The sequence below is a fragment of the Comamonas sp. Z3 genome (assembly GCF_008121565.1).
GTDB lineage: Bacteria > Pseudomonadota > Gammaproteobacteria > Burkholderiales > Burkholderiaceae_C > Comamonas > Comamonas brasiliensis.
This window is the reverse complement of record NZ_VOQU01000006.1, coordinates 26418-39290: the sequence shown is the minus strand read 5'-3', so window position 1 is coordinate 39290 and position 12873 is coordinate 26418. Positions and strand designations below refer to the sequence as shown.

Here is a 12873-nt window from a genome sequence, read left to right as displayed (position 1 = left end):
TGGGCGCTGATCCTCTCCGCGCGATTGCCACTACTCATCATTGTTGGGATTGCATTGATTTGCATGGTTGTCGTTGTCGGCTTTGCTGGGCTTGGTCGCTCTCCTTGATGGATGTGTCAGGAATTTCATTCCTGCTTTTTTGCGATGGCTTGTTGCATTCGATCAACATACGAGCCCTTGGGCACGCTACCTCCGGTCTTGATTGCAACAGCGCCTTGAATACGGGAAACCGCCGTTCGGGTAACGGGGGATTCGGGTTGGCTGCCGGGTGCAGGGGCACTACGGCGAACGGATGGCTTGGTCATGGAGTCTCCAATGAAGTTGCGAACGTGGCATTTTTCAGTGCCACGCAGGCACTGTCATCGATCAGTTCAATGGAGTTCATCCAGAAATATTCACTCTGGCATGGGCGTGTACGGTACAGGGCAAGTTTTTGGAGGTACCCATGTCCGGCACAGGGTGCGGTCTATGCCAAAGCGGGACGGCAGGCACGTTATCCAAGGAATGTTTGCGTTTTAGATAAGTGATTGCTAAAGTGTTGCCATGCCCGAAAACGACATCTTCAAGGCCCTGGCCGACCCCACGCGCCGCTCCATCTTCGAGAAGCTGGCCGCTGGCAGCATGCATGCCAGCGCACTGCGCGAGGGGAAGGAGATCAGCCAGTCGGCCATGTCCCAGCATCTGGCCGTGCTGCGCAATGCGGGGCTGGTGAGCGAGCAGCGCCAGGGGCGCTTCGTGCATTACGAGGTCGATCCCGAAGGGCTGGCGCTGATTGCGGGCTGGCTGGCGAAGTACCGCGCCTACTGGCCGCAGCGTGTGGATGCCCTCAAGGGCCTGCTCAAGGACATGGACCAATGAACGATATGGACAACGACGATGCGGCCTGCGAACTGGTGCAGGAGTACGCGCTGGACGCCCCGCCCGAGAAGGTCTGGCGCGCGCTGAGCATTCCCGAGTTGCGCGCGCAGTGGCTGCCGGGCACCGAGCATGCCGAGCCGTTGAGCGAGGTGCCGCAGCAGGCGCTGAGCCTGCGGCTGCGCGAGGCCGAGCCGCCCTTTCTGGAAAGCACGGTGGACCTGAAGATCAGCCCCGCTGCCGACGGCGGCACGCTGCTGCGCATCGTCCATGTGCTGACCGATGCGCGGGCGCAGACCGCCAGGGAGGCGGCCAACGATGGCGGCTTCCTGATGTACGCGACCTGAGGCGCTGCCCTGGCAACGGGGCATGCGGCGCAGGGCTGCAGCCCTTTCTTTTTCACCACCACACACAGGAGTTCGCCCATGCGCGAATCGATGATGCTCGTCCCCATGGTTGTCGAACAGTCGGCGCGCGGAGAGCGGTCCTTCGACATCTACTCGCGCCTGCTGCGCGACCGCGTGATCTTTCTCAACGGCGAGGTGAACGACGCGGTCTCTGCCCTGGTCTGCGCGCAACTGCTGTTCCTGGAGGCGGAGAACCCGGACAAGCCCATTCACCTCTACATCAACTCGCCGGGCGGGGTCATCACCAGCGGGCTGGCCATGTACGACACCATGCAGTTCATCAAGTCACCCGTGCACACGCTGTGCATGGGCACGGCGCGGTCGATGGGCTCCTTCCTGCTCATGGCCGGCGAGCCCGGCCACCGCATGGCCCTGCCCAACGCCAGCCTGCACGTGCACCAGCCGCTGGGCGGCGTGCAGGGCCAGGCCTCCGACATCCGCATCCATGCCGAGGAAATGCTGCGCACCAAGGACCGCGTGACGCGCCTGTACGCCCAGCACTGCGGGCGCAGCTACCAGGAGGTGGAACGCGACCTGGACCGCGACCGCTTCATGACCGCCAAAGAGGCCCGCGAATGGGGCCTGATAGACAAGGTTCTGGACCGGCGCACGGCAACCCTCTGAGCCGCAGCGCCAGCAGCGCGCTTCCCTTCTCCCCACCCCCGTAACCGCCACGACGCAGGTTGCCCGCAGCGAAGCGGAGGGTCGCGGACATTCGGGTCGCCTTTTCTTGGCCTACGTTCTTTTAGCGAAGCAAAAGAAGGTAGGTCGGCCGCCGGGCCGAGACCCGGCCTCTAAAAACAACCACCCGGCAGGGGCAAAGACGGCCTCCTGGCCCACGCCAGAAGGCTAACCGTGACCCTGCATCACCCCCGCCAACAACGGCATCCCAGTCCTCCGAGTGAACTCCTCATAACTGATGGGCGCACTCATCCGCGTATCCGCACTGTTGGCCTGCCAGTACACCCAGCTCTTGCCGGTGCTGGCGTCATAGACCAGCTTGAAGAGGTGGTCGGGCACCGCCACCTTGCTCTCGCCGATGGTGGCGGCGTTCTTGTTGAAGACAGGGCCGGTGAAGACAAAGACATCACCCCGGGCGCGCAGCGCATATTTGCGCGTGGCCTGTTCCACCTGGCTCCAGGCGCCCGCGTTGTGCACCTGGTTCTGCGGCACCATGTTCGCGAGGCTGAAGCTCTGGGCCATGGCCTCGGGCGTGCTCATGTCGGCCGCCGGAGCCATATGGCCGCGCGAGAAGCCGGAGCGTTTGTAGTCGTCTAGCTCGGAGCGCTCGGCGCGCGGCAGACGGGCGTCGGCATAGAACTTGTCGCTGCGCTGCAAGCCCTGGGCCTGCTGCAGCACCTGGCGATTCAGGCGCTCGGCGACGAATACCGGGGTCTTGGTGCTGCCGTTGTGCAGCACGGCAAAACCCGAAAAACACAGCTCGCGCTCGCGGGGATGAAGCTGCAGGGCCGGAGCCTTGCCGCCGGGGAAGAACTGGGGGCAGCGGGCAAAGTGCGTGGGCAGGGCCGTGGCCGTGACATCTGCCTTGTCCACCTTGCCACCCACGCTGGGCGTGTGGGCGCCGGAGCCGGAACCGGAGCGCAGACCATCCAGATCCGGCCAGCCGTTCTTGCGAAAGGCCTGCAGGGTCTGGCCGAGCGCATCGAGTGCGGGGATATGCAGGGTTGCCAGCGCCTGGCCCAGCAGTTTCTCGGCGGAGACGCTGGGGTTGAAGCTGCAACTGGCAATCTGGAAGCTGGCCAGTGCCGCAGCGCCCGCAGACAGGGCAAAGCGCCTGATGCGGGAGAAGCTGTAGCCGGCAGTCTTGGAAGCGGTGCCGCGCTTGCGCGCAGGCGTTTTCTTTTTCTTGGCGGTCGTCATTCAGGCGGCAATGGTACGCCGCCTGAATGCTGCTTGAGGCGTGATGCGGGCCGCCGGCCGTACTTTGTGTGTCCGGCAATGAAACCGTATGTGAACTGTCGGTCGAGAGGCCGGCGATTCAGGGGCAGCCTGCATGCTCCAGGCCATGATGCTGCCGATATTGTCCCGGCGTCAGTCCCAGGTGTTTGCGAAACAGCTGCCCCATATGCGACTGGTGGTTGAAGCCGCAGTCCAGTGCGATCTGCGCCAAGGGCAGATCGGCACTTTGCATCATGGCGCGCGCAGCCTGCAGCCGGGTCTCCGTGATCCAGGCATGCGGCGTCATGCCTGTGAGCCGTGTGAACTCACGCAGAAAGCGCAAGGGACTGGTGTCCACCATGGAGGACAGATCGGCAATGCTCAGCGGCCGCTCGAACTCGGCGGCAATGCGGTCCAGCACGCGTCCATAGCCGGTGCCGGGGCGGGCGTTGGCCTTGCTGGCGCTGCCTTCCTGGCAGGCCATGAACCGCAACGCAGTCTGCTCGATGGCCAGAGCGTCCGGCTGGGGGCCGAGCAGCAGCAGGCGCAGATGCAGTGCCATCTGCAATGCCGAGCGCTGGCCATGTTGCGAGATGCGCTGTGGCGGCCTCGGCGCGTCAGCCTCATGGGCGGCATAGCGCAGCACCAGATATTCGCCGCCGGTGGCCGACTCGGAAAAGACCTCCACGCCCGGCGGCGTATAGCTCAGGGTGCCAGGCCAGGTGTCGAAGTCCTCGCGCCTGTCGGAGGCAATGGCGTGCACGCCTTGCTGTCTTTGCAGCGCAATGCCCAGCGCATGCATGCGCACCGGGTCGCGGCTGCTGTAGGGGGCGCGGCCGAGCAAATGGATCTGCACGGATGGCGTATCGGTTGCCGAAGGCTGAATCAGGTGGGTCTTCATGGCGGGCTGAAATTTCATGATAGACGATGGCGGCCGGCCGGCCCACACTGCTGCTCATGAATCAAGACCTGCAAACAAGCACCGGGCCACATCGCGTCATAGGCCTGATCGGCGGCATGAGCTGGGAGTCCAGCGCCGAGTACTACCGCCTGATCAACCAGGGTGTCCGGGAGCGTCTGGGTGCGTTGCGCTCGGCCAGGCTGCTGATGTACAGCGTGGACTTCGGCCCTGTCGAGCAGGCCCAGCATGAAGGCCGCTGGGACGACGCGGCGGCGCTGCTGGCCGATGCTGCCCGGCGCCTGCAAGCCGGAGGCGCCGACTGTGTGCTGCTTTGCACCAACACCATGCACAAGGTGGCGGATCAGGTGGCGGCAGCCGTGTCGATTCCGTTTGTGCACATAGCCGATCCGGTCGGGGCGGCTGCGCGTGCAGCCGGTGTGCAGGTGCTGGGGCTGCTGGGAACGCGCTTCACCATGGAGCAGCCGTTCATGCGCGAGAGGCTGGAGCAGCAGTTCGGCCTGAAGGTGCTGGTGCCAGGCGAGGCCGAGCGCACGCAGGTGCATCGCATCATCTATGAGGAGCTTTGCGCGGGGCAGATCAGCGATGTGTCGCGCAAGCTCTATCAGCGAGCCATCGAGTCATTGGCGGCCCGTGGCGCGCAGGCCGTGGTGCTGGGATGCACGGAGATCGGCTTGCTCATCAAGCCCCAAGACAGCCTGCTGCCGGTGCTGGACACCACGGCCTTGCACGCTGCAGCGGCCGTGGATTTTGCGCTGCAGGCCTGAGCTGACGGATATCAGTGCGCCGAGCCCGGCTGGAGAATTTCCGGAATGGCGCAATGCGTGCTGGCCTCGTTCATGGCGATGTCATGCTCGTGCTTGGCCACTTCCACCGACATGGCTTGCGGCAGCGGCACGGCGTTCTTCACGGCCAGAATCTCGGCCATCACGCTCACGGCGATCTCTGCCGGAGTCTTGCTGCCGATATAGAGGCCGATGGGGCCGCGCAGCCTGGCCAGCGAGGCTTCGGTCTCGCCGAAGTGCTCCATCATGCGCTCGCGCCTGGAGTGGTTGTTGCGGCGCGAGCCGATGGCGCCCACATAGAAGGCCGGGCTGTGCAGGGCTTCGAGCAGGGCCAGGTCGTCGAGCTTGGGGTCGTGGGTGAGGGCGACGATGCAGCTGCGCGCATCGGGCTTGAAGGCCGTGACCGCATCGTCCGGCATGTCGGTGACGGTGTTGACCTGGGGCACCGACCAGCTGCCCATGTATTCCTCGCGCGGGTCGCACACGGTGACCGTGAAGCCGTTGAACAAGGCCATGGTGGCCAGGTATTCGGCCAGGGCCCCCGCACCGATCAGCAGCATGCGGTAGCCGGGGCCCAGGTGGTTGACGAGTTGCTGGCCGTCAAACTCCAGCGCGTCGGGGTGCTCGGCCGTCTGCAGGCGGACTTCGCCGCTGCCGCAGTCGACGCTGCGTTTCACCAGTGATCCGGCTTCCAGCTCGGTCACCAGTTGCTGCAGGCTGGCCGCATCGGGGTTGAATTCCAGCAGCAGCTCCAGCGTGCCGCCGCAGGGCAGGCCGAAGCGGTGGGCCTCGTCGGCGCTCACGCCGTAACGCACCAGCTGCGGTGGGCTGTCCGGAATGCCCAGGTTCTGGTTCAGGGCCTTGGTGTGTCGGGCGATCAAGTCGTCCTCGATGCAGCCGCCGGATACCGAGCCAATGGCACGTCCGTCCTCGCGCAAGGCCATCATGGAGCCCACGGGGCGCGGGGACGAGCCCCAGGTACGCACCACGGTGGCCAGCAAGGCGTGCTGGCCGGCCGAGCGCCAGTCACGCAGTGCCTTGAGTACCAAGACGTCGATATTGTCCATTGCTTGCTTTCTCTGTTTCTCTCGCTCGCTGCAATTTTGAAGCATCAGGCGGGCACCGGGTAGCGGCGCTACCCGTAAATGATCACCCGCAAAAAGGCCTTCCGAGGCCTGAAGGACAGGGAAGGCCGGCTTGTGCAGAGCAGTGCAGCGCTTTGGCAGCGCCTGCTGTCAATGCGCCTGGGTCTGCTTGCGCAGCTGGCCTACCTTGGCAGGCAGGTCCTTCCACTCGTCCCCGCCGTACTGGACACGCATGGTGTTGAGCAGGGTGGCGATCTGTGCATCGCTGAGCGCATGGCGGAAGGCCGGCATGGTGCCCAGGTCGGCATGGGCCGGATGTTGCACGCCTTCAAGCACGGCCATGATGGCGTTGTCGGGTGATGCGGAGTGCAGGCTGGTGCTCAGGGCCAGCTGGGGTCGCACGCCGAAGCTGCTGCCCGAGGGGTCTGCCTTGTGGCAGGCCATGCAGGCGCCCTGGTACAGGCGGTAGCCTTCGGCATCGAGTGCCAGCTTGGGCTTGGCGGTCTTCTCTTCGATGAGTGCCTTGGCATCGCCAGGGGCGGCGTCGGCCTTGCGGTAGCTCATCAGATAGGTGGCAATGGCGTCGAGGTCGGCATCGCTTTGCTGCGACAGGCCGTGGGCCACGGGAGCCATGGGGCCGGCTGCCACACTGTGGCGGGCCGAGAAGCCGGTCTTCATATAGTCGACCAGATCCTGCTTGGTCCAGGGCAGGGGCGAGGCCGTCTTGTCCGTCAGAGCGGGAGCATCCCAGCCTTCGGCGCTGCCGCCGGCCAGGTGGAACTCACCCGTTTTCTCGGCGGCCAGGCCGTTGCGCGGTGTGTGGCAGGCGCTGCAGTGACCCAGGCCTTCGACCAGGTAGGCACCGCGATTCCACTCGGGAGCCTGCTTTTCATCGTCCTTGACGACGCCGGGCTTGAGGTAGAGCCAGTTCCAGGCCGCAATGCCGCGGCGCACGTTGTAGGGGAAGTTCAGCGCCGTCTTGGGCGCCTCGTTCTCCACGGCAGGCTCGCTCATCAGGAAGGCGTACAAGGCCTTCATGTCCTCATCCGTCACGCGGCTGAAGGCCGTGTAGGGGAAGGCGGGGTAGAGGTACTGGCCTTCGCGGTCCACGCCGTGGCGCATGGCGCGCTCGAAGGCTTCATAGCTCCAGCTGCCGATGCCGGTCTGCAGATCGGGCGTGATGTTGCTGGTGTAGATGGTGCCGAAGGGGCTGGGCATGGCCAGACCGCCCGCGTTGGTCTTGCCGTTGGCTGCCGTGTGGCAGACGGCGCAGTCGCCCATGGCGGCCAGCAGCCTGCCCTTGGCAATCTGCTGGGGTGTGAAGTCGGCAGCGGGAATGGCTGACTGGGGCGCAATCTCGCCCTGATGGGTGAGAGCCAGGCCGGCGGCAGCCAGCACGACCACTACAGCCGCACCGCCCGCCAGAATCTTTTGGAACGTTCGCATATCTATGTTCTTTATCGGTGGAGTCACTTGGACGAGGCGGCGCTGCTCTTGGCTGCCTTGAGCGCGGCCAGCACGCGGCTGGGCGTGAACGGCACTTCCAGCAGGCGCACGCCGGTGGCGTCAAAGATGGCGTTGGCCACGGCGGCGGCGCTGGGCACGGAAGCCGATTCGCCGGCGCCCATGGGCGCCTCGTTGGGGCGCTCGACCAGCAACGAGTCGATCTCGGGCAGCTCGTCAAAGCGCAGGATGGGGTAGCCGCCCCATTCCACGGAGGTGACGCCGCTCTTGTCGAAGGTGACGAACTCCTTGAGCACGCGGCTGGTGGACTGCACCACGTTGCCGTGCACCTGATGACGCACGCCTGCGGGGTTGACCATGGCGCCGGTGTCCTGGGCGACAAAGACCTTGTCGACCTTGACTTCGCCGGTTTCGCGGTCCACGGTCACGTCGACCACCCAGGTTGCCCAGGCCGCACCATAGCCGGGGAACTTGCTGTGGAAGTAGCGGGCGTAGGCAAAGCCGCGACCCTTGACCAGGCGCTGATCGTCAGCTGCCGCATTGCGGCGGGCCGGGCCTTCCTGCCAGTTGCACTGCTTCTTGGCTTCGGCAATCAGCGCCACGGCACGCGGGTCCTTGAGGTAGCGCAGACGGTATTCGATGGGGTCGGCCTTGGCGAGGTAGGCGCATTCGTCGATCCAGGACTCATGGGCGAACACATTGGGCAAGGCGGAGACGCCGCGCATCCACGAGGCGCGCACGATGGGCACGGCGTCCTGGGAGATCACGCGCATCTTTGGGTACTCGTACTGCGGGATGGCCGTGCGGTCGCCCATTTGCTGGGCCTCGATCTTGGCGGACACCTTGCCCGTGAGGATCAGGGCCAGCGCGGTGGCGTTGTTCGAGGGATAGCAGGTGCGCAGCTCGTAGGCGGCCACATTGTTTTGCTCATCCAGGCCGCCGCGCACGCGAATCAGCTGGCCCGTGCCCTTGGGCTCCCAGCCGGCTTCCTGCTCGCGCATCAGCTGCACGCGCACGGGCTTGCCCACGGCGGCCGACATCAGCACGGCGTCCGAGCAGACGTCGTCCGCGCAGTTGCGGCCGTAGCAGCCAGAAGCCTCGAGGCGGGTGACGTTGATGTTGTCGGCATTCACGTCCATGAGCTTGGCAATGTCCTTGCACACGTCGTGAGGGTTTTGCGAGCCGGTCCAGACCTGGATCTGGCCGTTGCCCACTTCGGCAATCGCACAGGACGGGCCGATGGAGCCATGAGCGTGATAGGGCCAGACATAGTCGCGGGTCAGCGCAGTCTTGACCTGCTCGATGGCCTGCAGCGCGCCTTCGTCTTCCTGCAGCACGCGGTCGGTCTTGGCATGGTCCACCAGGGTCTGGTGCAGGCCGCTCAGCGACATATCGGGCAGGCCGTCCCATTCCTTCCAGGTGACCTTGAGCTGGCGCATGGCAGCGATGGCCTGCTCTTCGCGCTCGGCCACCACGCCCACGAAGTCGCCCTTGACCACGACCTTGACGATGCCGGGCAGATGGGCGATGGACTTCTCGTCCACCGACACCAGGCTGGAGCCAAGGGGCGCCGTGGCATCGGCGCCGGTGTAGGGAGGACGGATCACACGGCCGTGCAGCATGCCGGGCACGCGCAGGTCGTGGATATAGGTCAGAGCGCCCAGCACCTTGTTGGGGATGTCCACGCGCTGCACCGATTTGCCGATGTACTCGAAGCCGGACTTGCGCAGCTCGATCTTGTCGTCGACCTCGATCTGCAGATCCTGGCCCTGAACCAGTTCGCCATAGCCGTAGCGCTTGCCGCCGGCGATGACAAAGCCTTTCTGGGTGGTGATGCGGTCAGCGGGAACACCGGATTTTTCGCTGGCCAGCTTGATCAGCAGCTGGCGCACCTGCGCTGCGGCATGGCGCATGGGCAGGGACGACACCTGGATGGTGTTGCTGGCAATGGTGGGGCCCAGGTCCGGGGTGCGGGCAGTGTGGCCCAGCACCATGGTCACGGCGGCAAAGTCCACATACAGCTCGTCGGCCACCAACTGGCCCAGAGCCGTGCGCACGCCCGTGCCCAGGTCCACGTGGCCGTTGTAGGCGGTGACGGAGCCGTCGGCGCCAATCGCGATGAAGCTGTCCACCAGCTTGGCTGAGGGAATGGGGAAAGCGCCCTTGGCAGCCGCTTCGGGGGCGGTCTGGGCCATCAGCAGATGGCCGCCAGCCACGGAGCCGACCATCAGCATGCCGCCGGCCTTGAGCAGCTGGCGACGGGTGAGTTGAGCGTGATTGTCTTTGGTGAAAAATTTCATGATCAGGCAGCCTTTGCGGTGGTGGATGCTCCGGCGGCGGGGAGGGCCGGGTTGTGGCCCTTGGCAATCAGCTCGCGGGCGCGGGCGGCGGCCTGCATGATTTCCACATGGGTGCCACAGCGGCACAGATGGCCGGACAGGGCGTGCCTGATTTCGTCGTCGCTGGCCTTGGGCTGCTGGTTGAACAGGGCGACCAGCGCCATGATCATTCCGTTGGTGCAGTAGCCGCACTGCGCAGCCTGTGCATCGACAAAGGCTTGCTGCACCACATGCAGGGTGTAGGTGCGTGGAGTGGCTGGCGCCTGTGTCTCGGCGGCGCTGACATCCAGGACGGCGCGGTCCTGCAGGGCCTGCGCGTTGGCGGCTTTGCTGGCGTCAGGCGACAGGCCTTCCAGCGTGGTGACTTTCTTGCCGTCGACTGCCTTCAGGGGCACGGAGCAGGAGCGCGCCACCTTGCCGTCGATCAGCACGGCGCAGGCACCGCATTCGCCCAGGCCGCAGCCGAACTTGGGGCCGTTGAGCTGCATGTCATTGCGCAGCACATACAAAAGAGGTGTATCGGCAGTGGCGCTTTGCGCGTCCACTTCCTGGCCGTTCAGAGTGAATTTCATGACGTAGGTTTCAAGAGTCAGTCTTATATATGTGTAGTCAATTATATGACTAGACAAAAATAAAAGTGCCTGGCTTGATATAAAGCAGATTCGATTGCTCTGGTGTGCGCTAGCGAGGGGCAAGCAGACCGGTGCCGAGCGGCGGCTTCAGCGTTCCGGTGTGTGGCCCCAGGGCCAGGCAGGGCGCGCGTGGTTCCGCATGCGGCCCCGAGCGCACCGAAACCGTCCGGGCCGCAGCCGTGGTGAGAGCCGGACTGCCAGGCTGTTTGGCAGGGGATGACCCTGCGCTCCTGATAGGGGGATTGAAGTGCTGGGGAAATGCGGCTTCAATGCACAGACGCCGAAAGCCGCCAGTGCATCGACGCATCGGCGCACCGGTGCCTCGATAGAGAGGGGCCCGCAGTCTGCGGGTTTGCAGACATTCATCCGTCCCTGTTCAGGAGAGCCAAGATGGTCAGCAAAAACACGATTTGTCTCTGGTACGAAGGCGAGGCCCTGGAAGCCGCCAGGTTCTACGCCCAGACTTTTCCCGATAGCGCCGTGGGCGCGGTCCACCACGCACCGGGCGACTATCCGAGCGGCAAGCAGGGCGATGTGTTGACGGTCGAATTCACGGTCATGGGCATTCCCTGCCTGGGTCTGAATGGCGGCCCTGTCTTCAAGCACAACGAGGCGTTTTCGTTTCAGGTCGCGACGGACGATCAGGAGGAAACGGACCGGCTTTGGAATGCCATCGTCGGCAACGGCGGCCAGGAAAGCCAGTGCGGGTGGTGCAAGGACCGCTGGGGGCTGTCCTGGCAGATCACGCCGCGCGTGCTGACCACAGCCATTGCCGACCCGGACCGCGCCGCCGCCAGACGGGCTTTTGAAGCCATGATGGAGATGAGGAAGATCGATATCGCCGCCATCGAGGCAGCCTGGCGCGGCTAGGCGGCCGTTTGCAATAGCAGGCAGCAGGGCGGGGCCGCATTCATCCTCGCGGCCCAGTCGAGTCGCGCCGGTCCGGTGCAAGGGCGCATCGGGGCGCCCGCGTGCTCTGGCGCACTTTGCCAAGACTCGAACGTCTTAGGGCAAACGCTTTGCGGACAGCTCTCCTACAGTGAAATTGCTTTCAATTTCGACGATTCGGTACCTGCCGGCCGGTGTTGCCCATGTCTTTTGAATGCCTGGCGGCATTGCACAGGGCGGGCAAGCCGCGCCCGTGGCTGTGCGTCGAAGCCTGCATTCACTTGGAGACATGCCATGAACTTTCTCGACGGCCATCTATTCCCTGAAAACCAGCAGCCCCTGATCATCACGGCGGCGCCCTATGCCCCAGGCTGGCTGCCTTCGGATTTTCCCGAAGACATTCCCGTCAGCATGGAGGCGCAGATCCAGAAAGCCGTGGACTGCTATAACGCGGGCGCCACGGTGCTGCATCTGCATGTGCGCGAGCTGGACGGCAAGGGCAGCAAGCGCCTGTCCAAGTTCAACGAGCTGATTTCCGGCGTGCGCAAGGCCGTGCCCGAGATGATCATCCAGGTCGGCGGCTCCATCAGCTTTGCGCCCGAGGACGAAGGTCAGGCGGCCAAGTGGCTTTCCGACGACACCCGCCACATGCTGGCCGAGCTGGACCCGGTGCCCGATCAGGTGACCGTGACGGTGAACACCTCGCAGATGAACGTGACCGACCAGGCCGAAGACGCGGACTTTGCGGGCACCTCGCGCGCCAATCCCACGCTGTTCAATGCCTACAAGGAAATGACCGTGCCCGCCCAGCCGGGCTGGGTGGAGGAGCATGTGCGCCGCCTGACCAAGGCCGGCATCCAGAGCGCCTTCCAGTGCTACAACCTGAACAGCTTCGAGTCGGTGGAGCGCCTGATGCGCCGCGGCTTCTACATGGGCCCGCTGGTCATGAACTGGGTGGCGATTGCCGGTGGCATGGACACGCCCAGCCTGTACAGCCTGGCCAACTTTGTGCGTGCCGTGCCCGATGGCGCCGTGCTGACCGTGGAAAGCAATGTGCGCAATGTGCTGCCTGTGAACATGTGGGGCATTGCCGCCGGCCTGCATGTGCGCTGCGGCACCGAGGACTGCCTGTGGAACCAGGCGCGCACCGAGAAGGCCAGCACGGTCTCGCAGATCGAGCAGCTGGTGCGCATCTCGCGCGAATTCGGTCGTCCTGTCGCCACTGCCAGGCAGGCGCGCGAGATCAGCAAGATCGGCGTGTTCTACGACAGCGTGGAGGAGAGTCTGGCCGCCAACGGCTTTGCCCCCAACCGGCCCGGCGCCAACCAGGGTTTCCTCAGGAAGACCTGCTGATCCTGCGGGTCTGGCTTGCATGCCAGGCCAGGCATGCCAGGCCTCAGTTGCGGAGCCGACTTGGCCATCGAGCCGGCTCCTCGCAGCTTTGTTCAAGCCGGACAAGATCGCACTGTGCACTGCCTCTGCCGTTTGCATGCTCAGCCTGAGATTGGTTGCCGCTGCGCAACTGGACCCGCTTGCTGGAATGGCGACGGGCTGTCGCCCGTCCTGTGGGATGCCGCGCCATGCGGGAGCCCGCATCCAC

13 protein-coding genes are annotated in these 12873 nt (G+C 64.8%); 6 read left to right on the top strand and 7 right to left on the bottom strand.

Annotation, left to right across the window (positions count from 1 at the left end):
- Nucleotides 1-125 precede the first annotated feature (125 nt).
- Nucleotides 126-305: a hypothetical protein gene (locus tag FSY59_RS27555; RefSeq protein WP_148729430.1), complete on the bottom strand. Its 180-nt coding sequence runs from the start codon at nt 303-305 to the stop codon at nt 126-128.
- Between the two features lie 238 nt (nt 306-543).
- On the opposite strand from FSY59_RS27555, the gene FSY59_RS17720 reads away from it, so the two are divergent.
- The 3 genes from FSY59_RS17720 to FSY59_RS17710 all read left to right on the top strand — a co-directional run bounded on the left by FSY59_RS17720 (nt 544) and on the right by FSY59_RS17710 (nt 1886).
- A complete protein-coding gene (locus FSY59_RS17720; RefSeq protein ID WP_003052112.1) occupies nt 544-858 on the top strand; it encodes a helix-turn-helix transcriptional regulator in 315 nt (104 codons plus the stop codon).
- Nucleotides 855-1202 (top strand): SRPBCC domain-containing protein, encoded by a 348-nt coding sequence (locus tag FSY59_RS17715; RefSeq protein ID WP_003052114.1) that lies wholly within the window; start codon nt 855-857, stop codon nt 1200-1202. Before FSY59_RS17720 ends, FSY59_RS17715 begins: the two co-directional genes overlap by 4 nt.
- Before the next feature lie 78 nt (nt 1203-1280).
- Entirely contained in the window at nt 1281-1886 is a 606-nt protein-coding gene (locus tag FSY59_RS17710; RefSeq protein ID WP_003052116.1) for an ATP-dependent Clp protease proteolytic subunit, read from the top strand.
- A 225-nt stretch (nt 1887-2111) separates the two neighbouring features.
- On the opposite strand, the gene FSY59_RS17705 is transcribed toward FSY59_RS17710, so the two are convergent.
- Nucleotides 2112-3143 (bottom strand): DNA/RNA non-specific endonuclease, encoded by a 1032-nt coding sequence (locus tag FSY59_RS17705; RefSeq protein ID WP_148729429.1) that lies wholly within the window; start codon nt 3141-3143, stop codon nt 2112-2114.
- Nucleotides 3144-3261: 118 nt separating this feature from the next.
- Complete coding sequence (locus tag FSY59_RS17700) at nt 3262-4062, bottom strand: AraC family transcriptional regulator (protein WP_148729477.1); 801 nt, start codon at nt 4060-4062, stop codon at nt 3262-3264.
- 56 nt (nt 4063-4118) lie between these two features.
- Here FSY59_RS17700 and FSY59_RS17695 point away from each other — a divergent pair, with 56 nt between their 5' ends.
- On the top strand, nt 4119-4847 hold the full coding sequence (locus FSY59_RS17695) for an aspartate/glutamate racemase family protein (protein ID WP_050872328.1): 729 nt from the start codon (nt 4119-4121) through the stop codon (nt 4845-4847).
- A gap of 11 nt (nt 4848-4858) precedes the next feature.
- Here the strand turns inward: FSY59_RS17695 and FSY59_RS17690 are convergent, their stop codons facing one another.
- From FSY59_RS17690 to FSY59_RS17675, 4 genes are all read right to left on the bottom strand, one after another.
- The gene (locus FSY59_RS17690; RefSeq protein ID WP_003052123.1) at nt 4859-5932 is read right to left on the bottom strand and encodes an XdhC family protein; all 1074 of its coding nucleotides are present in this window, start codon (nt 5930-5932) and stop codon (nt 4859-4861) included.
- 168 nt (nt 5933-6100) lie between these two features.
- Entirely contained in the window at nt 6101-7396 is a 1296-nt protein-coding gene (locus FSY59_RS17685; RefSeq protein WP_003052125.1) for a cytochrome c, read from the bottom strand.
- Nucleotides 7397-7419: 23 nt separating this feature from the next.
- The gene (locus FSY59_RS17680; RefSeq protein WP_003052127.1) at nt 7420-9714 is read right to left on the bottom strand and encodes a xanthine dehydrogenase family protein molybdopterin-binding subunit; all 2295 of its coding nucleotides are present in this window, start codon (nt 9712-9714) and stop codon (nt 7420-7422) included.
- A gap of 2 nt (nt 9715-9716) precedes the next feature.
- Nucleotides 9717-10325: a (2Fe-2S)-binding protein gene (locus tag FSY59_RS17675; protein WP_003052129.1), complete on the bottom strand. Its 609-nt coding sequence runs from the start codon at nt 10323-10325 to the stop codon at nt 9717-9719.
- A 450-nt stretch (nt 10326-10775) separates the two neighbouring features.
- Here FSY59_RS17675 and FSY59_RS17670 point away from each other — a divergent pair, with 450 nt between their 5' ends.
- A complete protein-coding gene (locus FSY59_RS17670; RefSeq protein WP_003062636.1) occupies nt 10776-11255 on the top strand; it encodes a VOC family protein in 480 nt (159 codons plus the stop codon).
- Between the two features lie 312 nt (nt 11256-11567).
- A complete protein-coding gene (locus tag FSY59_RS17665) occupies nt 11568-12626 on the top strand; it encodes a 3-keto-5-aminohexanoate cleavage protein (protein WP_003052133.1) in 1059 nt (352 codons plus the stop codon).
- Nucleotides 12627-12873 lie beyond the last annotated feature (247 nt).